This window comes from Pseudomonadota bacterium (assembly GCA_040752895.1).
Classification (GTDB): Bacteria; Pseudomonadota; Alphaproteobacteria.
Map to the genome: position 1 here is coordinate 18,708 of JBFMHN010000003.1, position 21,729 is coordinate 40,436.

The 21,729-nt window shown below is 59.8% G+C and carries 21 protein-coding genes; 12 read left to right on the plus strand and 9 right to left on the minus strand.

Annotation, left to right across the window (positions count from 1 at the left end; translation table 11 throughout):
- Positions 1–49 precede the first annotated feature (49 nt).
- From AB1781_06420 to ftsE, 5 genes are read right to left on the minus strand one after another with little or no spacing between them, the layout of a single operon-like run.
- A complete protein-coding gene (locus AB1781_06420) occupies positions 50–820 on the minus strand; it encodes a lysophospholipid acyltransferase family protein (GenBank protein ID MEW5704207.1) in 771 nt (256 codons plus the stop codon).
- The gene (locus tag AB1781_06425) at positions 817–1,455 is read right to left on the minus strand and encodes a YdcF family protein (GenBank protein MEW5704208.1); all 639 of its coding nucleotides are present in this window, start codon (positions 1,453–1,455) and stop codon (positions 817–819) included. Before AB1781_06425 ends, AB1781_06420 begins: the two co-directional genes overlap by 4 nt.
- Positions 1,452–2,000, minus strand: a complete 549-nt coding sequence (locus AB1781_06430) for an HAD-IIIA family hydrolase (GenBank protein ID MEW5704209.1) — start codon at positions 1,998–2,000, stop codon at positions 1,452–1,454. The genes AB1781_06425 and AB1781_06430 overlap by 4 nt, the downstream gene beginning before the upstream one ends.
- A 3-nt stretch (positions 2,001–2,003) precedes the next feature.
- On the minus strand, positions 2,004–2,897 hold the full coding sequence (locus AB1781_06435) for a cell division protein (protein ID MEW5704210.1): 894 nt from the start codon (positions 2,895–2,897) through the stop codon (positions 2,004–2,006).
- A complete protein-coding gene (gene ftsE / locus AB1781_06440; protein ID MEW5704211.1) occupies positions 2,898–3,578 on the minus strand; it encodes a cell division ATP-binding protein FtsE in 681 nt (226 codons plus the stop codon). It abuts the gene before it with no gap.
- A gap of 188 nt (positions 3,579–3,766) precedes the next feature.
- On the opposite strand from ftsE, the gene AB1781_06445 reads away from it, so the two are divergent.
- From AB1781_06445 to AB1781_06455, 3 genes are all read left to right on the plus strand, one after another.
- The gene (locus tag AB1781_06445; GenBank protein MEW5704212.1) at positions 3,767–4,417 is read left to right on the plus strand and encodes an MJ0042-type zinc finger domain-containing protein; all 651 of its coding nucleotides are present in this window, start codon (positions 3,767–3,769) and stop codon (positions 4,415–4,417) included.
- A 58-nt stretch (positions 4,418–4,475) separates the two neighbouring features.
- Complete coding sequence (locus tag AB1781_06450) at positions 4,476–4,853, plus strand: response regulator (GenBank protein ID MEW5704213.1); 378 nt, start codon at positions 4,476–4,478, stop codon at positions 4,851–4,853.
- A gap of 100 nt (positions 4,854–4,953) precedes the next feature.
- Positions 4,954–8,352, plus strand: a complete 3,399-nt coding sequence (locus tag AB1781_06455) for an AsmA family protein (GenBank protein MEW5704214.1) — start codon at positions 4,954–4,956, stop codon at positions 8,350–8,352.
- On the opposite strand, the gene AB1781_06460 is transcribed toward AB1781_06455, so the two are convergent.
- From AB1781_06460 to AB1781_06470, 3 genes are read right to left on the minus strand one after another with little or no spacing between them, the layout of a single operon-like run.
- Positions 8,349–8,591 carry a ribbon-helix-helix domain-containing protein gene (locus tag AB1781_06460; GenBank protein ID MEW5704215.1) on the minus strand — a complete coding sequence of 81 codons (243 nt, stop codon included), beginning with the start codon at positions 8,589–8,591 and terminating at the stop codon, positions 8,349–8,351. The genes AB1781_06455 and AB1781_06460 overlap by 4 nt on opposite strands.
- A gap of 17 nt (positions 8,592–8,608) precedes the next feature.
- A complete protein-coding gene (locus AB1781_06465; GenBank protein MEW5704216.1) occupies positions 8,609–8,974 on the minus strand; it encodes a TfoX/Sxy family protein in 366 nt (121 codons plus the stop codon).
- Positions 8,975–8,983: 9 nt separating this feature from the next.
- A complete protein-coding gene (locus tag AB1781_06470; GenBank protein MEW5704217.1) occupies positions 8,984–9,502 on the minus strand; it encodes a ClpXP protease specificity-enhancing factor SspB in 519 nt (172 codons plus the stop codon).
- Between the two features lie 435 nt (positions 9,503–9,937).
- Between AB1781_06470 and thyX the strand changes: the two genes are divergently transcribed.
- Positions 9,938–10,891 carry an FAD-dependent thymidylate synthase gene (gene thyX / locus AB1781_06475; protein ID MEW5704218.1) on the plus strand — a complete coding sequence of 318 codons (954 nt, stop codon included), beginning with the start codon at positions 9,938–9,940 and terminating at the stop codon, positions 10,889–10,891.
- A 1-nt stretch (position 10,892) separates the two neighbouring features.
- Here thyX and AB1781_06480 read toward each other — a convergent pair whose 3' ends face one another.
- Positions 10,893–11,990 carry an Mrp/NBP35 family ATP-binding protein gene (locus tag AB1781_06480; protein ID MEW5704219.1) on the minus strand — a complete coding sequence of 366 codons (1,098 nt, stop codon included), beginning with the start codon at positions 11,988–11,990 and terminating at the stop codon, positions 10,893–10,895.
- Between the two features lie 169 nt (positions 11,991–12,159).
- Between AB1781_06480 and hflK the strand changes: the two genes are divergently transcribed.
- From hflK to ilvC, 8 genes are all read left to right on the plus strand, one after another.
- On the plus strand, positions 12,160–13,263 hold the full coding sequence (gene hflK / locus AB1781_06485) for an FtsH protease activity modulator HflK (GenBank protein ID MEW5704220.1): 1,104 nt from the start codon (positions 12,160–12,162) through the stop codon (positions 13,261–13,263).
- Positions 13,260–14,138 carry a protease modulator HflC gene (locus AB1781_06490; protein ID MEW5704221.1) on the plus strand — a complete coding sequence of 293 codons (879 nt, stop codon included), beginning with the start codon at positions 13,260–13,262 and terminating at the stop codon, positions 14,136–14,138. Before hflK ends, AB1781_06490 begins: the two co-directional genes overlap by 4 nt.
- Before the next feature lie 371 nt (positions 14,139–14,509).
- Complete coding sequence (locus AB1781_06495; GenBank protein ID MEW5704222.1) at positions 14,510–15,904, plus strand: DegQ family serine endoprotease; 1,395 nt, start codon at positions 14,510–14,512, stop codon at positions 15,902–15,904.
- A gap of 86 nt (positions 15,905–15,990) precedes the next feature.
- Positions 15,991–17,232, plus strand: coding sequence for a DUF1015 family protein (locus AB1781_06500; GenBank protein ID MEW5704223.1), 1,242 nt, complete (start codon positions 15,991–15,993; stop codon positions 17,230–17,232).
- Positions 17,233–17,273: 41 nt separating this feature from the next.
- On the plus strand, positions 17,274–18,206 hold the full coding sequence (gene miaA, locus AB1781_06505) for a tRNA (adenosine(37)-N6)-dimethylallyltransferase MiaA (GenBank protein ID MEW5704224.1): 933 nt from the start codon (positions 17,274–17,276) through the stop codon (positions 18,204–18,206).
- A gap of 95 nt (positions 18,207–18,301) precedes the next feature.
- Positions 18,302–20,059, plus strand: a complete 1,758-nt coding sequence (locus tag AB1781_06510) for an acetolactate synthase 3 large subunit (GenBank protein MEW5704225.1) — start codon at positions 18,302–18,304, stop codon at positions 20,057–20,059.
- 25 nt (positions 20,060–20,084) lie between these two features.
- Positions 20,085–20,597, plus strand: a complete 513-nt coding sequence (ilvN, locus tag AB1781_06515) for an acetolactate synthase small subunit (protein MEW5704226.1) — start codon at positions 20,085–20,087, stop codon at positions 20,595–20,597.
- Positions 20,598–20,639: 42 nt separating this feature from the next.
- On the plus strand, positions 20,640–21,659 hold the full coding sequence (ilvC, locus tag AB1781_06520; GenBank protein MEW5704227.1) for a ketol-acid reductoisomerase: 1,020 nt from the start codon (positions 20,640–20,642) through the stop codon (positions 21,657–21,659).
- Positions 21,660–21,729 lie beyond the last annotated feature (70 nt).

Sequence of the window (21,729 nt, forward strand, 5' to 3'; positions counted from 1 at the left end):
TCCATCAACCGTATGTTTCAAAGCCATTTTTTTTAATTATCCCGATCTTTCACGGTAAGATTTCCTTCTTATCCACAGTTTCATCCACGCCGCCCGTTGTCGGGTTTTCCTTCGCCGCAAGAAGGCGGGCGCTTGCCGTCTCGATCTGTTTCTCGAGGGCGGCAAGGAAGTTTCTTTTGTTCAGCCCCGGCGAGATCGGCGGCAGGAATTCAAGCGCGATCCGGCCCGGCCGCTTGACGAAACTGCGGCGGCTCCAGAAAAGACCGGAATTTAATGCCACCGGCACGACCGGCAAATTCAAGTGCTGATAAAGCGCTGCAATGCCGGCCTGATAGGAGCGGCGGCACCCCGGTGCCACGCGCGTTCCTTCCGGGAAAATCACGATCGGCCGTGCCTCCCTGGCCGCCTCGCTTGCGCTTCGCAACATCCGCCGAAGGGCCTTCGCGCCGGCCTGGCGGTTAATCGGCACGAGGCGGGCCTTCCACACGTAAAGACCAAAAATTGGGATGAAGAGAATTTCACGTTTCAGGACAAAACTTGGTTCGCGAAGGATGGTGACGTAGGCCACCGTTTCCCATGCGGACTGATGTTTCGAGGCGATCAGGCAGGCGCCGTCCGGCAGATGCTCGCGGCCGTGAATTTCGGTTGTGATTCCGACGACATGCTTCAGCAGCCAGAGCATGCTGCGCGACCAGAACCGTTGCAGGAAGCCCAGGTATTTCCGTGGGAGCAGGAGAATCGGCAGGCAAACGATCGCAAGGATCGCCGTCCAACCGAAAAACAGGAGGTTGAAAAGAGCGGAACGCAGAAAGAGCGTCATGCTGCGAAACGGCCGGCGGCTGTCATCACGAAGATACGCAGGTGCACCAGCAGAAACTTGTGGTACTCGACCAGTACAAGTCTCGCCGACCCGGGCCAGCGCCACCAGTGGTTGCGATGGAAAGTTTTCGGAAAAACGGAGTGGGGAATAATCTTCACCTCCGGGATCGCGTAATGGAACTCGAGCAGGCTTCGCGGCATGTGGTAACTCGCCGTCACGAGCCGCAGGGACCGAAAACCCTTCTCCGCCATCCATTGTGCCGTTTCGCGGGCGTTTCCGATCGTATCATTCGCGTGGTAGCCAAGCTCAATGCCGCCGCCGGCGTTATCGGTGCCGGTCGCCTCCGCTGGCAGGATGTCCTGCACCTGGACCCGTTCGTTCACTCCTGAAATAAAAAGTTTTGTACCCATCGCAGAACGGTAGAGGGTGATGCCAGCCTCCAGGCGTTCGCTGCCGCCGGTCAGTACGACGATGGCGTCCGTGGGCGTCTCCGTATCCGTAATCTCCCCCGGGATTTGGCCACTGAATTGTGCGAGCCCATAGCCCCATGCAAGCGAGCCCAAGGCGAGCAGGGGCCAGACGACGAACCGGTGGTTTCGCGTGCGGCGTGTGCGGAAAATAGGCGCCCGTCTCATCCCCGTTCCTTGAGCAAGGCATCCACGGCTTCCGCAAGGTTCTCATAGATCGCAACGGGAAGCACGCGTTCCGGGAGGCCCGCCGCCTGGGTCGTCGCACCCTTGCCGGTGCGGACGAGGATGCGCTGGCAACCCGCCGCCGCCGCCGCCTCCAGGTCCCCGAGCGTGTCTCCGACCATTGGCGTCGTCCGCGGCTCGGCCGCGAACCGCGCGAGCGCTTCTTTGAGCATGCCGGGGTTCGGTTTCCGCCGCGGTCCCGCCGCGTCGGGCGAATCCGTTGCGTAGTAGATGGCGTCGAGGAAAGCGCCCTCCCGGTGAAGTTGGCTTCGCAAATGGTCATGGATGCGGTGCAGCATCGATTCATTGATGATGCCACGGCCGACCACGGACTGATTTGTCACAAGCGCAACCGGAACCCCCGCCCGATTGAGGCGAGCCAAAGCTTCTCCCACCCCCGGCAACAGGACCAGTTCACCCGGATGCTTGACATAGTCCGGCCGGTCCTCGACCAGGACGCCGTCACGATCGAGAAGAACGAGCCGCATGGCTCAGACCATCCGGGCAAGTTTTCGGAGCACCGTAACCCGAGCGGTTCCCATTGCAATGATGGCCGTCGCGAAGGGCAGCAAAGAGATCGCTATCCAGTGTCGGGGCGTTAAGAAAAATCCGCTTAAGACGGCAAGATCGAGCCGTTCGACCAGCAGGCCGGCCGCCGCAAGCAAGAGGGCGGCAAGCGCAGTGCCCGCAAGCCCGCCGCGAAACCCGAGGCCCATGGCGTTGGTTTGAAACTGGTTGGCGATGTAGCCATCGCGGGCACCGAAAATATGCAGCAGCTCAATTGTATTGAAGTGAATGGCAAGTCCAGTACGGGTCGTGAAGGCAATCATAGCGATGGCGGCAAGTCCGATTAAAAGAACAATTCCGGCGGCGGCGATTTCGCCGGCCCGCGTGAGAAAAACCAGCCGGTCAATCCATTGCCGATGGTCGTCCAGCAACGCGTTCGGCACTTCTGCGGCGAGTCGCGCCTCCAATTCCGCCATGTTTACCCGCTTCTTCGTGTCCAGGGTGACGTCGACCAGCTTTGGCAAAGGCAGTTCCGGGAAAATCTCGCCTTCGCCAAGCCAGGGTGCGAGAAGGGCGGCAACCTCCGCATCCGTCAGGGCCACGGCGCGCTGCACGCCGGGCGTGTTGCGCAGGATTTCAAGGGTCCGGGCGAGGCGATCGCCGAACGTACCGGGCATCGTCTCGCCTGAATCGGGGGGCAACAACTGGACGGTAAGGGTTCCGGAAAGTCCTTGGCTCCACCGTTCGAGCGCCGAGCCGAGCGAGAACATGCCGCCAAGGGCAAGCCCCGCCAGGAAAACCATTAAAGCGATGATCCAGGGGAGTGTCCGCGCCGATGGATCGCGGCGAAGCTGAAGCTCAACGGGCCTAGAAAACATTCAAGCGATTTCCCTTACCGTGCCGGCTGCTTGCGGTGCCGCGTTCCGGGGGCGATGAAAAAGCTCGCCGTTCGAAAGGCGCAGTTGTGGATACTGGAAGCGTCCCACCAGCCCCTCGTTGTGGGTGGCGATAACGACTGTCGTGCCTATCTTGTTCAACTCCTCGAACAGATGCAGAATTCGCATGGCGCTTTGCTCGTCAACGTTGCCGGTGGGTTCGTCCGCCAGCAAGAGACTCGGCCGTGAAATGACGGCGCGGGCAATGGCCACGCGCTGCTTCTGCCCTCCCGAGAGGGTGGGAGGGCAGGCATCGATGTGGTCGGCAAGCCCGACCCATTCGAGCAATTCCGTAACGTGCGCCGCGATTTGTTTCTTCTTTGCGCCAGCAAGGCGCAAAGGTAAGGCCACGTTTTCGAGCGTGGAAAGGTGGTCGAGCAGGCGAAAGTCCTGAAAAACGATCCCGACCCGCCGCCTAAGGGCCGGCAGCGCCCGGCGAGGGAGCGTCGTAACGTCCTGGCCGAACAAGCGTATCCAACCGCGCGTAGGCCGTTCCGCCAGATACATCAGCTTCAAAAGAGTCGATTTTCCGGCGCCGCTGGGGCCGGTCAGGAAGTGAAAGGAGCCGGCGGCCAGTTCGAACGAGATGTCACGCAGGATCTCCTCTCCCGTGCCATAGCGCATGCCGACATTCTGAAATCGCGCTGTGTGGGTGATGTCCACGCTCGTTCGCTCTCCAAAAAGGCGAGGGAATTCCAGTGAGGAAGGATCGCATAGAGCGCTTAACCGCGTCCAGCCTTGCGCTCCCGCCTTGCCTTTCAAAGGCGCCTCTGCCTATAAAATCAGTCGGTTCCTCCTTGGGCGATCGGTGGATGATTCTCAGCTGCAGCGCCTGTTCCACGCGTTATTTGATTGACCACACACAGCTTGGCCTGGATGGCCGGCGCGTGCGTTGTGCCAAGTGCGGCCATAGCTGGTACCAGGAGCCGCCCGCAATGGCGCCGCAGCGGGTGGACCCGATTCTCGCCGAACCGTGGCCGATTCCCAAGGGCTCGAATCTGCCAAGCGTTCGAAAAGTCCAGGCCGGCGGGCGGAATTTCCTGGGCTGGGCGACGCTGGCGCTCTTCGTTCTGGGCACCGTCGCCATTGGCCTTCTCGCCCGTCAGCAAGTCATCGCGGCTTGGCCGCCGATCGAACGGCTTTACATGCTTGTCGGCCTCGCGCCGGAGGCCGTCGGTGCCGGGCTGGAGATTCGCAACGTAACCTCGGAACACGTGTTCGAGGGGAACAGCCGGCGGCTCGTCATAAAAGGCGAAGTAATGAACGTATCCAAAGACGTGCTGTCGGTGCCGGTTCTTTCCGGTGCGCTTCACGGTTCCGGCGAAGAGGCCGTTTACGAATGGGAGTTTACCGCAACGGAAGCGCGTCTCCTTCCGGGCGAAGCCATGCTCTTTGAAACGCGCGTTGAAAGCCCCCCCGCGTCGGCAGAGACCGTGGCTATTCGTTTCGCGGAACACGATTGAGAAAATCCTTCGTGGTTTCGTTCTTCTCTTTCCTGAGCTTATCGCGGTAATTGGAAAAATGGCTCGCGTTCTCATAGCCGAAGATGAAGAATCCGTTCGGCAGTTCGTTGCTCGCGCCTTGACGCATGGCGGTCACGAAGTCACCGCCGTCGAGAATGGCCTGCTTGCCCTTGATCGCTTGATGGCGGAACCTTTTGATTTGCTGCTTACGGATATTCTGATGCCGGGGATGGACGGTATTGCCCTTGCCCTTAAGGTCGCAAAGGAGAATCCCGAAGTGAAGGTCGTGCTGATGACCGGCTACGCGGCGGAGAGGCAGCGCGCCCATAACCTCGATGCCCTCATTCACCAGGTCGTTTCAAAGCCTTTTACGCTTCAGGAAATCTGCCGTATCGTTGAAGAAACGCTAGCCGCCCCCAGCCGGCCGGACCGGTGATCGGCGGAGTGGGGGGCAAACGCCTTCCGTCGGTTCTCCGGGTTCGAGGGTTGGGCCAAAAATCGGGTCGTCTTTCCATGCAAGTGAGATTTCGCGCGGAATGAGAAAGAAAAACCATAAAACGGTGGGTTATGTCGTTGCCGGATTTCTGGCTCTCCTCATTCTTTTTGCCCTGATTGTTCCAAGCTTCGTTGATGCGAACAAATACAAAGGCGTGATCGAAGAGCAGGCGCGTTCGGCAACGGGCCGCGCCCTTACGATCGAGGGCGACATCCGTCTTACGATCCTTCCGGCGCCGGCTTTATCCGTTTCCAAAATAAAATTTGCCAACGCCGAGGGGGCATCCTCTCCCGACATGGTGCAGCTTTCCGCGCTTCGCGTGCGGGTTGCGCTTCTTCCTCTTTTCATGGGCCGCGTCGAGGTTGACAGCCTCTCGCTGGTGGACCCGGTCATCGAGCTTGAGCGGCTTCCAGATGGCAAGGGAAACTGGGAATTCACCCCCGCGGTGGAGAAGGAAGCCGCCGCATCGGAAGAAAAAACGAACGCAAAACCGGGCGGCGCCGGACCGGCCGTTCAGATTGATCGCTTTGCCATTGAGAACGGAACGCTTGTCTATCGGGATGCAAAGGCGGGAACGCGCGAGCGCCTCGAGCGAATCAATGCCGATATCCGCGCCGAATCCTTGGTCGGTCCGTTCCGGGTGAAGGGGAATCTCCTTGCGCGGGGCATGCCGGTTGCTTTTACTTTCGGCACGGGTCGCTTCGTCGAGGGGCCCGGCACGCCTATCAATCTGGAGGTTACCCTCACGGAGGCGGCGTCCGCCCTTAAATTTTCCGGAACCCTCTCCGCCCCCAATCCGACCGGGGTTCTGACCGGGACATTGGCGATAAAAAGCAAGAACGTCGCCACCCTGATCGGGGGGTTTGGCGACGGCGAAGAAAAAGCGCCACCGCCCCGGTTTCTGACCCAGGAACTGTCCTATGAATCGTCGATCATCGGTTCATCCACGGGAGTTGAGCTTCGGGAAATCGCGCTTGGCTTCGGTAAAACCACCGCCACCGGCAGCGCGAAGGTGAATCTTGGCGAGATCGCCGACGTCGAGGCGAATCTTCAGATTCCGAAGATCGATTTCGACGATTGGTTGGCGATGCTGTCGGAAAATACGAAACAAGAAAAAGAAAAAGGCGGAACGAAAGGCCCGGCCGCGGCAAGCGGCGGGCCGGCCGAGGTGCAAGCGAATTTCGCGCTGCCGCAAGACCTCAACGTCACCCTTAACCTTGCCGCCGATTCGATCGTCTTTCAGGGAGGGGAAATACGGCAAAGCCGTGTTAACGCCTCGCTTGCAGACGGCGAGCTTATGCTCAACCAGGCCACGGCCCAGCTGCCGGGCGAGACGAACTTTTCCCTTTTCGGGTTTCTATCCGCTGTGGAAGGAAAGCCGCGTTTCGAAGGCGATCTCGATTTCCGTTCAGATAACCTGCGAAGCCTGCTGAGCTGGCTTCGGGTTGATATCGCAAACGTGCCGACGAATCGCGCGCGGAAAACGTCGCTGGCGGCAAAGCTTGTTGCCTCGCCGGAAAAGGCAACGGCAAAGTCGGTGGATTTCAAGCTCGATGAATCCCGCTTGACCGGGACGGTTGCGGCGGACTTTGCCGCGCGCCCGTCCCTGCGGGCGGAAGTGGCCGTGACCGGGCTCAATCTTGATTCCTATCTTTTGCCGCCAGCCCCGCCTTCTTCCAAGCCTGCGGCCTCGAAACCATCCGCCCCCGCCGGCAAGGCAGTAAAAAACGATGCTGCGGCTCTGGATGCCTTGGATAGTTTCGACGTTGACCTAAGCTTGACGCTCGACCGCCTCGTTTTTCGGAAACAACCCATCTCCGGTGTCCGGCTGGTTGGCACACTTGCGAGCGGTGCCCTTACGGTGCGGGAGGCCAGCGTTCAGGATCTCGTCGGCACTCGCCTGCAAGCTTCCGGCACGGCAAGCGCATTGACGAAGACCCCAAAATTTGACGCGCAATTCGACCTGCGTTCAAACGACATCGGGCGGCTCTTTCTTCTTACTGGCGATGAGCCGCTGGCCCAACTGGGCAAGCTGGGAGAGACAACCGTAAAGGCGCAACTGCATGGCGGCCTCGATCGTTTTGACCTGGACGCCAAGCTGGACGCCGCCAAGGGGTCCGTTCGGGCGAAGGGCGAGATCGGTGGCCTGCCTGATTCGCCGGCTTTCAACCTGCGAATCGTCGCCGAGCATCCTGACCTCGCCGCGCTTCTGGAAACACTTGGCGGTTACAAGCCGAAGTCGAAATTGGGTGAACTAAGCCTGCAGACCCAACTAAAGGGGACGTCCGCTGCGTTTGACCTTGTGAATCTTGCCGGCCGGGTCGGGCCGGTGACATTGAACGGCAATGCGGGCGCGAAACTTGATGGGTCACGTCCCGCCATCACAGCGAAATTCGAAGCCAGCGAAATCCCGGTGCACCGCTTCTTGCCGGCCGAAGCTGCCTCCCAGCCTGCCGCCGCCAAAGGGCCGGGCAAGGGGCAAGGCAAGGCGGCCTCCCCGGCCGGGGGCGAGCGTTGGTCAAAGGAACCGCTTGACCTTTCCGCCCTGCGGCTTGCGGATGCCGAAATCGGGCTCACGGCGACAGCACTTCTTTACGACAATCTTCGTATCGACCGGCCCGAGTTGCGGATCGTTCTGAAAGACGGCGTTCTCGAACTTCACAAACTGTCGGGCAACTTGTTCGACGGCGCGTTCAATCTGGTGGCGCGGGTTGCGGATGGAAACCCGGCGTCGGCCGGGGGCACCCTCGCGGTGCGAAACGCGAATATACGGAAAGCCCTCTTTGCTTCTTCCGGCCTTGACCTGGGCGAAGGCAATCTCAATTTTGACCTTGATCTCAAGACGGCCGGGAAAAGCACGTATGAGTTCGTTTCCGGCCTGAACGGCGTGGCGAACGTCGTCGTTCAAAACGGTGTTGTAAGAGGCTTTGATCTCGATGCCGTCAGCGCGCGGCTCAACAATTTGAATAATGTGGATGCCTTTCTGGGCCTTCTCGATACGGCCCTTTCAGGGGGCGAAACGCGTTTTCAGGACTTGCGCGGCAAGGTCCGTATTGCGAACGGGATAGCGAAGATGGAGGACGTCCGGATGCAGGCGCAATCCGGCGCCGCGCTCCTCACCGGAAAGGTCGATTTGCCGGCCTGGAACATGGATATGAAAGCCGATTTCCGTCTCGCCGCTCACCCGGATGCGCCGGTTTTTGCCATGCTGCTCGATGGCCCGCCGGACAACCCCCGTCGCCGTTTCGACACGAAACAGTTCCAGAGCTACCTCGTTCAAAAGGGAATTGGCAGTCTGTTGAAGAAGGTGTTGCCGTTGAAGCGACAGGAAGCACCAGCTGACCAACCGCCGGCCGGAACGGAAGGTGGTAAAGAATCTCCGCCTCCGCCGAAACCGGAAAAGGTCATTCAGGATATTTTCAAAGGCCTTGGGCTTTAGGAAGGTTCCCGCAAGACCGAGCGGGATAGGCGCTCCCGAAACGTTTGCAGGACGTAAACGCGGATCGCGCTCGACAAGTTGTTCGGATTCTCGCGGTCGATTTCGGTGACAAGCTGGTTGATTGAGAGGCCGCGCTCTGTGGCGATCTCGGCCATGGCCCCCCAGAATATTCCCTCAAGCGAAACGCTGGTGCGATGGCCCGATACGATCACGGATCGCTTGCGAATCCGATCCGGCATAGGAACCTCCGTTGGTTTCATCGTTTCGTAGGCGTCCCTATTCTTGTCCTCTTTTTTGTCTGCGCGCGCAACGCGACCTCGAAGGCCTTGCGCGCCCAACTGTGGAGTTCTTCCCGATCCTCCAGGATATCAGGGGGAACTTCATAGTAAGAAATAGTCAGGCTTCGGTTCTTCTCGAAGGCGCGGATCGAATCGTGAACTCCATGGGCCTGAAAATCCGTCAGATTTGAATCGTCGACCTTGAGGTAAAGCGTGTCGTCAAAAACAATCGCAAAGGGGATTCCATCCAGGTAAAGACAATGGCCTCCAAACATTCGCCGCCGACCAAGCGGCCCCAGAGGATTTAGCAAGTCAAGGACGTGCTCGACGAAGTGGCCCGTCACTTTGCATTCCTATTTTCTGCGGAAAGTATCCAGCGGGATCACGTCCGCCGTTCTATCTCCCTCCGCTTGCGGGGCGGTTTCCGCGCCGCGATTTTTGTCAGGGGCGACGGCAGGTTGCGAAGACGAGTTGGATTTCTTTTTCTGCCGCGCGGGCGCCATCGGCGCGGACCGATCCTTTCCGCCTCGAAATTGCAGACCGAAGCGTAGGGATGGGTCCACAAAGCTCGTGATGGCCGCAAAGGGCACACGCACTTGCTCCTGGGCGTCGTTGAAACTCAAGGTGACCTCGAAAGAATCTTCCCCGACTTTTAGCCCCCAGAACTGATGCTGGAGGACGATCGTCATCTCGTCGGGGTATCGGGTGCGCAGGTGGTCCGGGACAACAACGCCGGACGCGCCGGTTCGGAACGAGATGTAAAAATGGTGTTCTCCAGGCAGGCCCTCTTCGGCAATACGCTGCAAGACCGTTCGGATTACGCCATAAAGCGCTTCCTCGAACAATTGATCGTAATCCAGCGGGCTCATCATGGCGTGACCTTGGATCCTGGCACCCTAAAAATGTGGGGGGCTTCTGTTGCCCGGTGCCCCCCGGACCGCGCTTGCTTAGGTCTTAAGCAGCGAGTGCATAACGATTGTTGTCATTGGCACTTGTAAATCGACCCGATAACGGCGGTATCATACCGGGCAAAAGTTAAGCCTTTACCACGCGCGTCGATCCTGGTTCGCCCCCCACAAAAGGCATCGGGTAACTTGGTGGAGGCGCCGGGCACTGCCCCCGGGTCCGCTACGTTTATTCCACTTAACGTTTATCGCCATAGTCGGAAATCCGACACTGCTAATATAGGTGCTTCGGAGGGATATGAAAAGGCCGGCCGAGAAGCGGATTCCGCATTTAGGAGCAGGCTGGCGCTGGGCGGGGGCGCGCGCTAAAGTGCCCGCCCGATCGATCGCATGGAGCATCGAATGCGCCTTACTCCTGAACAGCTTCAGGAAATCGAAGACCTTCGTGCGGATCAGCGGACCACTTGCCGAGCAACTGTACCCGCCCTCGAAGAAATCCTTTATCAGCCGATCCCCGTCCTGGATCACGGCTTCGTTCGCGTCGTCGACTACATGGGGGACGACGGCGCCATCGTTCAGGCGGCCCGCGTGTCATACGGCAAAGGCACCCGGAAGCTTCGGGAAGACCATGGGTTGATCAGCTACCTGATGCGTCACCGGCACACGACGCCGTTTGAGATGTGCGAAATCAAATACCATGTGAAATTGCCAATTTTTGTTGCCCGACAATGGATCCGGCACCGGACGGCAAACGTGAACGAATACTCCGCCCGGTACTCCATTCTGGATCGGGAATTCTACATACCGGCGCCGGAGCAGCTCGGTGCGCAGTCCTCGGGCAATCGCCAGGGGCGGGGAGACGTCCTGAAAGGCGAGGAGGCGGCCCACGTTCTCAGGCTGCTGCGCGAGGATTCGGAGCAAGCATATACGCACTACCGGGAGATGCTAAACGCGGATGAAGAGGGAAACGCTCTTGACCCGAATCGTGCCGGGCTTGCCCGCGAGCTGGCCCGCATGAACCTTCCCCTGAACCTCTACACGCAGTGGTACTGGAAGATCGACCTGCATAATTTGATGCACTTCGTATCCCTGCGCGCGGATCCGCATGCCCAGTACGAAATCCGGGCCTATGCCGACGCTCTGCTCGACACGCTTAAGCGTTGGGTCCCGATGGCGCACGCGGCCTTTCTGGAATACCGGATGGGTGGCGCTCAGTTATCGGCCGAGGCGCTTCGCGTCGTTCGCCGCATGGTGGCGGGGGAAAAGCTCTTCCAGGAAGAAACCAGCCTGAGCGCTCGCGAATGGCGCGAACTGATGGCGCTCCTGGAAGACAACGCTGGAACGCAGAGGGGTTAGCCTAGTTCAAGCGAAGCGCCGGCCGGTCGGCCGCTTGCGCCGCAAGTTTTTTCCACAACCGTTCCGCAATCGTCCGATAGGCCTTGGCGTGTTCGCCGTCGGGCTCCGCCACCGTGATGGGAAGGCCTTCGTCCGCCCGCGTGCGGATCGCAACCGCAAGGGGAATTTCACCCAGGAAATCGACTCCCAGCCGCTTCGCTTCCTCGCGTGCGCCGCCATGGCCGAAAATTGAAGCGCGGTCGCCGCAGTGGGGGCAAATGAAGTAACTCATGTTCTCCAGGATGCCGAGGACCGGCACGTGCACCTCGCGGAACATGTTGAGGCCCCGCCGGGTGTCCAGCAAGGCAAGATCCTGCGGTGTCGAGACGATGATGGCGCCGGTAAGCGGTGCGCTTTGCGAAAGGGTAAGCTGGACATCCCCCGTCCCCGGCGGCAAATCCAGCACAAGCACATCGAGCTCTCCCCACCGCACCTGGCGCAGCATCTGCTCGACCGCCCGCATGACGATCGGTCCGCGCCAGATAACGGGCGAATCCGGGTCAACCAGGAAACCGACGGACATGCACACAACCCCGTGATTCTTTAGCGGCGTGATCGAGGTGCCATCCGCGGAATCCGGCTTGCCGGTGATCCCCATCATGCGCGGGACCGAAGGCCCGAACACGTCCGTGTCCAGGATGCCGACGCGAAGACCGTTCGCCGCGAACGCCAGCGCCAGATTGACGGCGGTCGTCGATTTGCCGACGCCGCCCTTGCCGGAGGCAACCGCAAGCAAGGTTCGCACGCCTGGCACCGGCTGCGGGCCGCTTGGTTTCGGGGTTGCCGGCGGGTGCGCGCTTTCTTGGCCGGCCGCCTCGGCGGTCAGGACGACGGTCGTCGAGACGACGCCAGCCATGCTTTGCACGGCTTCCTCGGCGGCTTTTCGGGTCGCCTCCATTTCCTTAGCGCGATTCGCGGGAATTTCGATGACGATGGCGACGTTGCCATCCTTGTTGACGACGTTCGTCACAAGCCCGCTCGTCACAATATCCTTCCCGCTGGCCGGATCGGCGATTGTCCGAAGGGTATCTAGGATTGCCTGCTGATTCGTCGCTGCCATGTCGTCTGGCTTTCCGTTTCGCTTGCGGAGGAGTTTCTCACAAGAAACGGCATTATCCGCTGTAAGGTTATTTAGGGGCCCATGTTGCGCGGCAGCCCAGGCCGTCATATAAGACCAAGAGAACGCCTTGGAAAGGCGGAACCTGCCAAAGACCGCGGAGAAACGTCATATGCCTTGGACCAGTCAGGGGAAGAATGGAGGTCGCGGCGGTCCTTGGGGCCGCGGGCCGGATGGCCCGCAGCCGCCGAATATCGAGGATCTGCTGCGTCAGGGAAAAGACCGTTTCCGAAGCCTCTTTCCGGGAGGCGGCGCGCGGGGATTTCTGCTTGCCCTCCTCGTTTTGTTCGCGATTTGGCTGGCCAGCGGGTTTTACAGGGTGCTGCCGGACGAGCAGGGTATCGTTCTCCGGTTCGGCGCATGGGTCCAGCCGACGCGCCCGCCTGGGCTGCACTACCATCTTCCCTATCCGATCGAGCGGGTTGAGACGCCGAAGATAACGCGGGTGAACCGGGTCGAGATTGGTTTCCACTCGGTTTCCGATCTCGGCAGCGGCGGCGCCTTGCGAGACGTACCGGAAGAAAGCCTGATGCTGACAGGCGACGAGAACATCGTCAGCGTCAACTTCACAACTTTTTGGCTTATCAACGATGCTGGAAAGTTTCTTTTCAACGTTCGAAGCCCAGCCGAGACGATAAAAGCCGCTTCCGAGAGCGCCATGCGCGAAATCATCGGACAGACCCCCATCGCCCAGGCTTTCGCGGAAGGGCGTCAAAAGATCGAACGGGAAACGCACGCGCTTCTGCAGACGATTCTGGATTCCTACGATTCCGGCATCGAGATTACGCAGGTTCAGCTCCAAAAAGTGGATCCCCCCGCGGAAGTCATTGATGGCTTCCGGGACGTTCAGCGTGCCCGCGCCGATCTCGAACGGCAACGAAACGAAGCCGAGGCATACCGGAACGACATTCTTCCGAGAGCGCGTGGCGAAGCGGAACGGAACATTCAAGAGGCTGAAGCCTATAAGCAAGAAGTCGTCGCCCGCGCCGAAGGGGATGCGAGCCGGTTTCTCGCCGTCTATAACGAGTACCGAAAGGCGGAACAGGTCACGGAGCAACGGCTGTATTTGGAAACGATGGAAGGAATTCTCCAAAACGTCGAAAAGATTATCGTGGATTCGAACATCGGGGGCGGTTCGGGGGTTGTTCCCTACCTGCCGTTGCCGGAAGTGAAGAAACAGGCCAAAAAACAAGCCGAGGAGGAGAAAAAGCCATGAGGCGGAATGCCCCCCTTTGGATTGCCGGTGGCATTCTCGCCGCCGCCGTCGTGGCGTTGAACGCGTTCTTCACGGTGCACCAGACCCAGCAGGCGATCGTGCTTCAGTTCGGCGAGCCGAAGCGGGTGATTACAAGCCCGGGCTTGAAGTTCAAAATCCCCTTCATTCAGGACGTCACCTACTACGACAATCGGTTGCTGGATTTTCCGCACGCCGCGGAAGAGGTTATTGCCGCCGATCAGAAGCGCATGGTGGTGGATAGCTTCGCGCGCTGGCGAATCGTGGACCCGTTGCAGTTCTACCAGACGGTGGCAAACGAAATAGGTGCCCGCGCCCGGCTGAATTCGCAGATGAGCGCAAGCCTAAGGCGGGTGATTGGCAGTGTGCCGTTGAGCGCCGTCCTCACCGAACAGCGCATGACCATCCGGCAGGAAATCCGCGATCAGGTGGACGCCGAAGCGCAGCGTTTCGGCATCCGTGTGATGGACGTGCGCATTCGCCGCGCCGATCTGCCCGCCGAGAACAACCAAGCCATCTACGCCCGGATGAAAAGCGAACGCGAACGCGAAGCGAAGGAATTCCGTGCCCAAGGTGCGGAAATCGGCCAGCGAATCCGCTCCCGTGCCGACCGCGATCGCATCGTGCTCTTGGCCGAATCGCGGAAACAGGCGCAAATCCTGCGCGGGGCAGGCGATGCTCAATCCGTTCAGCTTTACGCCGACGCCTTCGGCAAGGCCCCGGATTTCTTTATTTTCTATCGATCCTTGCAAGCTTATCGTCTGGCTTTGCAGGGCGACAACACGACGCTGGTGCTTTCGCCGGACAGTTCTTTTTTCCGTTTTTTCAAAGAGTTGAGTGGAAAAAAATCGAGGTAAAGTAGAAGCGGCGACCGGTTGCCTTGCCCCGCTCCCGATCTTGTGATCGGACGCTGGCGGACGGGTGCTTGACTTTCTGCGGCGGGCGCTAAATCTATCGAGGGTTCCATCCGAAGGCATGCGGAACGGTCTTAAACACAAGGCTCTTAGGGCGCCGATGTGCGTGTCGGCGAATCCGACATTTCCGGAGGGCTGCTTCAGGGGCTTACCCTTGCAGCACGAATCAAAGGCTAAAGGAAAGGTAAGAGGAGACCCTAATGAGGCTTCGCAAATCCCCGGCGATTAAGCCGCGTAACCCAAGTTTCGAAAATGCGTTTTTTATGAGCTGTCGGCGGCCATTCCTTTTATTGTTTTTAGTTGTGGCAGGCTTTTTGAGCGTTGCCTCGGCCCAGGCCAAGCAAGGGCCGGATGGGTTTTCCGAGTTGGCGAAGGATCTGGTGCCGACGGTTGTCAATATCTCGACGACTCAGATCATCAAACGCCAAGCAGAGGAAATGCCGCAGTTTCCTCCAGGTTCGCCGTTTGAGGAATTTTTTCGCGAATTCACGCCACAAAACCGCGCGCCCCGTAAGGCAACTTCCTTGGGCTCGGGCTTTATCATAAGCCCGGATGGCTACATTGTGACGAACAACCACGTTATTGCCGATGCGGACGAGATCACCGTCATCCTGCACGACGATACGAACCTGAAAGCAAAAATTGTTGGTCGCGATCCAAAAACGGATTTAGCGCTTCTCAAGGTCGATACGAAGAAGCCGCTCCCGGCTACGCGTTGGGGCGATTCGGACACGGCCAAGGTCGGCGACTGGATCATCGCCATCGGCAACCCTTTCGGTTTGGGCAGTTCGGTGACGGCGGGCATCATCTCGGCCCGCGCGCGGGTGATCCAGGCTGGTCCCTATGACGATTTCATTCAAACCGATGCGCCTATCAATCGCGGCAATTCCGGTGGCCCGATGTTCAACATGTTGGGACAGGTCATTGGCATTAATGCGGCGATTTTTTCTCCAACCGGCGGCAACATCGGCATCGGTTTCGCCATCCCCGCGGCTTTGGCCAAACCCGTCCTTGATCAGCTGGGGAAATTCGGCCACACGCGTCGCGGGTGGCTCGGCGTCCGTATTCAGGAGGTTACGCCGGAAATTGCGGAAAGCCTCGGCATGGGCCGCCCGCGCGGTGCGATGGTTGCCAGCGTTGTCGAAGGCAGCCCGGCCGAAAAGGCAAAACTACAGCCGGGCGATGTCATCCTTCGTTTCGGTGAGGCGGAAATCGACAAGGTTCAACGGCTTTCTCGTGTCGTTGCGGAAACGCCCGTCGGCGAGAAGATCAACGTCGAGATTTGGCGGAAAGGCAAGAAACAGACGGAGAAAGTCGAGATCGGTCTTATGGAAGAGACCGATGTCGTCGAGATGTCGGGCGAACCTTCTTTGGAAGAGCCTGGCGAGGTAATAGCCAGCGAGAAAGTGCTCGGGCTTTCGCTTGCCTCCGTCAACGCCGAAACCCGTCGCCGGTTCAACCTTCCGGCTAACGCGAAAGGCGTCGTCATCGTGGACGTGAATGAGGCCAGCGCCGCGGCGGAAAAAGGGGTGCGACCTGGTGATGTCATCGTTCTTGTCGGACAGGACCATGAAGCAGTCGGCTCCCCGAAGGACGTGCTGGAAAAGGTGAAGAAGGCCCGGAAGGCTGGCCAGAAGTTCCTTCTTTTGCAGATCGTGCGGGGCGGCGATCAACCGCTGTTTATTACGCTTCGGATAGAGGAAGAATAATTCCCGTTTTGTTTTTTCCCCGGCCGCGTTTCTTGCTCGCGGCCGGGAATTTCTTGCTTGGAAAGGGATGGGGGGGACGGTTTGGCATGTCGCTGGTAACGCCTTTTGCCGGTCTTCGGCCCTTGCCTGCGCACGCCGCCGATGTGCTGGCGCCCCCTTACGACGTGCTTTCAAGCGAAGAGGCAAGGCGCCGAGCGAAAAATCGCCCGTGGAGCTTCCTTCACGTCTCGAAAGCGGAAATCGACTTGCCGCCGGAAACGAACGCCTATGCCCCCGAGGTGTATGCGAAGGCAAAGGCAAATCTGAAAGCGATGGTGGGGGGCGGTATTCTGCGCGGCGACCCGGCGCCCTATTACTACGTGTACCGCCTGCGCATGGGCACCCACGTGCAGACGGGCATTGCGCTTGCCGCTTCCGTTGCGGCCTATGACGCAGGGCGTATCCGTCGTCATGAATTCACGCGCCCCGAGAAAGAGGATGACCGCGTTCGGCAGATCGAGGCGTTGGACGCCCAGACCGGACCGGTTTTGCTGACCCACCGGCCGTCACCGGCGTTGACGGCCATGGTTTCCGGCGTGACGCAAACGGCACCGGAATATGATCTGGTGGCCGATGATGGAATCGGCCACGCCTTTTGGGTAGTGCGCGATCCGGCGTATATCGCGGGCATCTCGGAAGCCTTTGAGGCGATGCCGGCGCTTTACATCGCCGATGGCCATCACCGGTCGGCCGCCGCTTCGCGGGTAGCGGCGACACGGCGCGTTGCGAATCCAAGTCCGACCAGCGAGGAACCGTATGAGTATTTCCTGGCGGTCGCCTTCCCGTCTGACGCGATGCAGGTGCTCGATTACAACCGGGTCGTGCAGGATTTGAACGGACTGACGGCGGAAACCTTTCTCGCGCGCGTGGGCAAGGCGTTCACCGTTTCGGAAAACAACGGCCCCGTGAGGCCCGCCCACCCCCACGCGTTCGGCATGTACCTCGAAGGAAAATGGTACCGGCTTGCCATTCGTCCAGCCCTCGTGCCGGAGACCGACCCCGTCGCCAGGCTCGACGTCAGCCTGTTGGCCGACCACTTGATCGCGCCGATACTCGGCGTTCAGGATCCCCGTCGGGACAAGCGGATCGATTTCGTAGGCGGCATTCGGGGGCTGCAGGCGCTTGCCGAGCGTGTCGATTCGGGTTCGATGAAGGTTGCCTTTTCGCTCTGCCCAACTCGCCTCGACGACATGATGGCCGTGGCCGACGCCGGGCAGGTCATGCCTCCAAAATCCACGTGGTTCGAACCGAAGCTCGCCGACGGTCTGGTCTCGCATATGCTATCGTGATTCCGGAACGTGTCCTTCGCCCAAACGACGGGTCGAACGGTATGACGGAACGTGTTCTAGCCATCTGCGGGCCGACCGCAAGCGGCAAATCGGCGCTCGCCCTGAAGCTTGCCGAAGTCTTTGATGGCGTCGTCATCAACGCGGACAGCATGCAGCTATACCGCGAGCTTCGCATTTTGACGGCCAGGCCCGATGCGGCGGTGCTTACTCGCGCCCCCCATCGTCTTTATGGCGTTCTGCCGGCCGCCACACCGGCCTCCGCCGCCTTGTGGCGAAAAATGGCGCTCGAGGAATTGGGAGAGGCAAGAAAGGCGGGCAAGCTTCCCATCTTGGTTGGCGGTACCGGCCTTTACTTGCAGGCGCTTGCTTCCGGCCTGGCGCCGATCCCGGCGATCCCGCCGGAAGTGCGGATGGAAGCTGCCGACCGCCTGCGTCGGCTTGGAAACGCCGGGCTTCATGGGGAGCTTCAGACGCGCGATCCGGTCATGGCGGCGCGTCTCAAGCCTGGCGATCGCCAGCGGCTTCTTCGGGCTTGGGAAGTGCTTGAGGCGACCGGCCGTTCGCTAGCTGACTGGCAAGCCGAAGGGGGCGGGGGGGCGACGGTCAAGCTTCTCCCCATTCTCCTGGCCCCGCCCAGGGCAGCCCTCTATGCGGCCTGTGACGGGCGCTTTCTTGACATGCTCAAGGCCGGCGCGCTGGCCGAGGCCGCAGCGCTCGCCGGGTTCGATCCGGGACTTCCCCTGATGAAGGCGGTCGGTGTTCGGGAACTGCTCCGCCACCTCCGGGGGGAGGCGACCCTCGAGGAGGTCACCGCTCAAGCCCAGCAGGCCACCCGGCGCTATGCGAAGCGCCAACTTACTTGGTTCCGCCATCGGATGGCGGAAGGGCACTGGCTTCATGAGCAATATTCGGAAAGTTTAGATAACGAAATCTTTTCGTTTATTCGTCACTTTCGATTGACCACGGTAGGCTGACCGACTAGGTTGTGCCCCTTATTCGGAGAATTCGGGGGATTCCGGCCCCTTCCAAACCGCAAACCACGCTTCGTTTGCGCCCGAGAGGACGCGGGATGAATCAAGATCGGATGCTGGGATCGGAGATTGTCCTTAAAGCCCTGGTAAATCAGGGGGTTGAGGTCATATTCGGCTACCCGGGCGGGGCCGTGCTGCCGATTTATGACGCGCTCTTTCAACAGAAGGAGCTCAAGCACATCCTTGTCCGCCATGAACAGGCCGCGGTGCACGCGGCGGAGGGCTATGCGCGTTCGACCGGCAAGGTCGGTGTCGTCCTGGTGACGTCCGGCCCCGGCGCCACGAACGCGGTCACCGGGCTGACGGACGCCCTGATGGACAGCGTGCCCGTCGTTTGCTTGACCGGCCAGGTGCCGACCCATCTCATCGGCAGCGACGCCTTTCAGGAAGCGGATACGACGGGCATCACCCGGCAGTGCACGAAACACAATTACCTCGTGCGCGATGTGGATCGGCTTGCGCGTACCATCCATGAAGCCTTTTACATCGCAAGAAGCGGGCGTCCAGGGCCGGTTGTGGTCGACTTGCCCAAAGATATTCTGATGGCGCATGGCACCTATTACGGCGCGCGGAACGTCGAACACAAAACGTACAAGCCGCGGATAAAGGGCGACACGGCTGCGATCCGCGCAGCGGTGGAGCTGATGGGTTCGGCGAAATGCCCCCTCATCTATTACGGTGGCGGTGTCGTCAATTCCGGCCTGGCGGCGTGTCAGCTTTTGACGCAGTTCGTCGAGATGACGGGTTTTCCATGCACGAGCACGCTCATGGGGCTCGGTGGCCTCGCGGCTTCGCACCCGCAGTTTCTTGGCATGGTCGGCATGCATGGCACCTGCGAATCGAACTGGGCGATGCATGGCTGCGACGTCATGGTCAATATCGGGGCCCGCTTCGACGACCGTGTAACGGGCCGCCTGGATGCGTTTTCGCCGGGCTCGAAGAAGATCCATGTCGACATCGATCCGTCTTCCATCAACAAGAACGTTCCGGTCGATATCGCCATCGTTGGGGACGTTGCGCATGTTTTGGAGGACATGATCAAGCTCTGGAAGGCGGCGCAAGACAGGCCGGACAAGAAAGCCCTGAAGAAATGGTGGGCGCAGATTGACGCGTGGCGGGCGAGGGATTCCTTTCGTTATCAGCAGTCCGGCCCGCTGATCAAGCCGCAATACGCCATTCAGCGGCTATACGAGCTGACGAAGGACCGAGGCGCCTATATCACGACGGAAGTCGGCCAGCACCAGATGTGGGCGGCCCAGTTCTACAAGTTTGAAAAACCGTACCACTGGATGACGTCCGGCGGGCTCGGAACGATGGGCTATGGCTTGCCGGCCGCCGTCGGGGTCCAGGTGGCCCATCCGGATGCGCTCGTCATCGATATTGCCGGCGAGGCGTCCATCCTGATGAATATTCAGGAGATGTCGACGGTCGCTCAGCATCGGTTGCCGGTGAAGGTCTTCATCATCAACAACGAATATATGGGAATGGTTCGTCAATGGCAGGAATTGCTGCACGGCGGGCGTTATTCCGAAAGCTATTCGGCCGCACTGCCGGATTTTGTGAAACTGGCGGAATCCTTTGGCGCGACAGGCTTGCGCGTGACGAAGCCGGAAGAGGTTGACCGGGTCATTCAGGAAATGTTGGCCGTGGACGGGCCGGTCATCGTGGACGTTCGCGTGGATCCGGCGGAGAATTGCTTCCCGATGATTCCTTCCGGCAAGGCGCACAACGAGATGCTGTTCGGCCCGGAAGATAATTTGGGCGAAATGTCAGAAGAAAGCATGGGCCTCATTTGAGAGGCCGGCGGTTGCCGGTAGTAGGATGAAAAGCGCGGATACGATCGCAAAGCATACGATCGCGGTGCTCGTGGATAACGAGGCGGGCGTGCTGGCGCGCGTCATCGGACTTTTTTCCGGCCGCGGTTATAACATCGAAAGTCTGACGGTTGCCGAGGTGGACGCCGAAAAAGGGCTTTCCCGGGTTACGGCCGTGACATCGGGTACGCCAATGGTGATCGAGCAGATCAAGGCGCAGCTCAGCCGGCTCGTGCCCGTGCACAAGGTCAGCGATCTGACGACGAACGGGCCGTCGGTCGAGCGCGAGCTTGCCCTTATCAAGGTGGAAGGTACCGGCGAGAAACGAGTCGAATCTTTGCGGATTGCGGACATTTTTCGGGCGCGCGTCGTCGACAGCACAAGCCACTCCTTCGTCTTCGAGATGACTGGCTCGACGGACAAGCTGAATGCCTTTATCAATCTGATGGCTCCGTTGGGGCTGGTTGACGTTTCGCGTACCGGCGTCGTCGCGATTTCCAGAGGATCGAAGCCGTTCTAGCTTCTCGGATTAACCTGCATTTGACAGCAGAAGGAATAAGTTATGCGTGTCTATTACGATCGTGATGCGGACGTGAATTTGGTCAAGCCGAAGAAGGTGGCCATCGCGGGGTACGGCAGCCAAGGCCATGCCCACGCCCAGAACCTGAGGGATAGCGGCGTCAAGGAAGTCCGTATTGCGCTCCGGCCGGATTCGGCGGGCGTTAAGAAGGCGAGGGACGCCGGCTTTGAGGTTTCCACCCCGGCCGAGGCGGCGAAATGGGCCGATGTGTTCATGATCCTGACGCCGGATGAAGTTCAGGCAAAACTTTATCAGGACGAAATCGTCGGCAATCTGAAAAAAGGCGCTTCTCTTGCCTTTGCCCATGGCTTCAACATTCACTTCCAGTTGATCGTGCCGCGACTGGATCTCGATGTTTTCATGATCGCGCCGAAAGGGCCCGGCCACACCGTGCGCTCGGAATACGTGCGCGGCGGCGGCGTTCCTTGCTTGGTTGCGGTCGCTCAGGACGCTTCCGGCAACGCCTTCGACGTGGCCCTTTCCTACGGTTCGGCGATCGGGGGCGGCCGCGCCGGCATCATCGAGACGACTTTTCGCGAGGAATGCGAAACGGATCTTTTCGGCGAGCAGGCCGTGCTTTGCGGCGGCCTTACCTCTCTCATTCGGGCTGGCTATGAGACCCTGATCGAGGCCGGCTATGCGCCCGAGATGGCTTATTTCGAATGCTTACACGAGGTGAAGCTGATCGTTGACCTCATGTACGAAGGTGGTATCGCAAACATGCGGTATTCGATTTCGAACACGGCCGAATATGGCGACTATCAAAGCGGGCCCCGCCTCATCAATGACGCGGTGAAGGCCGAGATGAAGCGCGTGCTCGACGATATCCAATCCGGCCGCTTCGCCAGGGATTGGGTGCTGGAAAACGCCGCGGGCCAAGCCAATTTCAAAGCCATGCGCCGCCGCGCCGCCGAGCATCCGATCGAGGCCGTCGGCGAACAGCTTCGGGCCATGATGCCGTGGATCGCCGAACGTCGCCTGGTCGACAAATCGAAGAACTAATCTACTGTGCGCCCGCGTCGCTTGGGGCGGCCTTGGGGCTGCAATTTTAATGGACCAATAAGTCCAAAAA

Coding starts and splice junctions, on each gene's coding strand:
- AB1781_06420 (MEW5704207.1), bottom strand. CDS start 820: ATGACGCTCTTTCTGCGTTCCGCTCTTTTCAACCTCCTGTTTTTCGGT.
- AB1781_06425 (MEW5704208.1), bottom strand. CDS start 1,455: ATGAGACGGGCGCCTATTTTCCGCACACGCCGCACGCGAAACCACCGG.
- AB1781_06430 (MEW5704209.1), bottom strand. CDS start 2,000: ATGCGGCTCGTTCTTCTCGATCGTGACGGCGTCCTGGTCGAGGACCGG.
- AB1781_06435 (MEW5704210.1), bottom strand. CDS start 2,897: ATGTTTTCTAGGCCCGTTGAGCTTCAGCTTCGCCGCGATCCATCGGCG.
- ftsE (MEW5704211.1), bottom strand. CDS start 3,578: ATGCGCTATGGCACGGGAGAGGAGATCCTGCGTGACATCTCGTTCGAA.
- AB1781_06445 (MEW5704212.1), top strand. CDS start 3,767: ATGATTCTCAGCTGCAGCGCCTGTTCCACGCGTTATTTGATTGACCAC.
- AB1781_06450 (MEW5704213.1), top strand. CDS start 4,476: ATGGCTCGCGTTCTCATAGCCGAAGATGAAGAATCCGTTCGGCAGTTC.
- AB1781_06455 (MEW5704214.1), top strand. CDS start 4,954: ATGAGAAAGAAAAACCATAAAACGGTGGGTTATGTCGTTGCCGGATTT.
- AB1781_06460 (MEW5704215.1), bottom strand. CDS start 8,591: ATGCCGGATCGGATTCGCAAGCGATCCGTGATCGTATCGGGCCATCGC.
- AB1781_06470 (MEW5704217.1), bottom strand. CDS start 9,502: ATGATGAGCCCGCTGGATTACGATCAATTGTTCGAGGAAGCGCTTTAT.
- thyX (MEW5704218.1), top strand. CDS start 9,938: ATGCGCCTTACTCCTGAACAGCTTCAGGAAATCGAAGACCTTCGTGCG.
- AB1781_06480 (MEW5704219.1), bottom strand. CDS start 11,990: ATGGCAGCGACGAATCAGCAGGCAATCCTAGATACCCTTCGGACAATC.
- hflK (MEW5704220.1), top strand. CDS start 12,160: ATGCCTTGGACCAGTCAGGGGAAGAATGGAGGTCGCGGCGGTCCTTGG.
- AB1781_06490 (MEW5704221.1), top strand. CDS start 13,260: ATGAGGCGGAATGCCCCCCTTTGGATTGCCGGTGGCATTCTCGCCGCC.
- AB1781_06500 (MEW5704223.1), top strand. CDS start 15,991: ATGTCGCTGGTAACGCCTTTTGCCGGTCTTCGGCCCTTGCCTGCGCAC.
- miaA (MEW5704224.1), top strand. CDS start 17,274: ATGACGGAACGTGTTCTAGCCATCTGCGGGCCGACCGCAAGCGGCAAA.
- AB1781_06510 (MEW5704225.1), top strand. CDS start 18,302: ATGAATCAAGATCGGATGCTGGGATCGGAGATTGTCCTTAAAGCCCTG.
- ilvN (MEW5704226.1), top strand. CDS start 20,085: ATGAAAAGCGCGGATACGATCGCAAAGCATACGATCGCGGTGCTCGTG.
- ilvC (MEW5704227.1), top strand. CDS start 20,640: ATGCGTGTCTATTACGATCGTGATGCGGACGTGAATTTGGTCAAGCCG.